Source organism: Sphingobium sp. D43FB, from assembly GCF_002312805.1.
Classification (GTDB): domain Bacteria; phylum Pseudomonadota; class Alphaproteobacteria; order Sphingomonadales; family Sphingomonadaceae; genus Sphingobium.
This window is the reverse complement of record NZ_NMUA01000321.1, coordinates 1-247: the sequence shown is the minus strand read 5'-3', so window position 1 is coordinate 247 and position 247 is coordinate 1. Positions and strand designations below refer to the sequence as shown.

The following is a 247-nucleotide window of genomic DNA, read 5'->3' as shown; positions in this document are numbered from 1 at the left end:
GAAGGGCGCCAGTTCGGCTTTGCCGTGGAGCGCGCCGTATTTGTCGCTACACTGCACCGCCTGTTCGTCTCAGGCTCGGACCGAGCCTGCCTGGACTGGATGGAGAGCTACGCCATCGACGGCAGCGAGGATCTTGCCCTCCATCACTTCTATCGCGCCATGGCCTGGCTCGGCGAGGAGATCGAGGAGAAGGCAGAAGGCGCATTGGCACCTCGCTGTGTGAAGGACGTGATCGAGGAGAAGCTGT

The 247-nt window shown here is 62.3% G+C and carries 1 pseudogene; it reads left to right on the top strand.

From position 1 onward, the window contains the following. Positions 1–247: pseudogene (locus SxD43FB_RS24540) on the top strand (transposase); the annotation flags it as partial.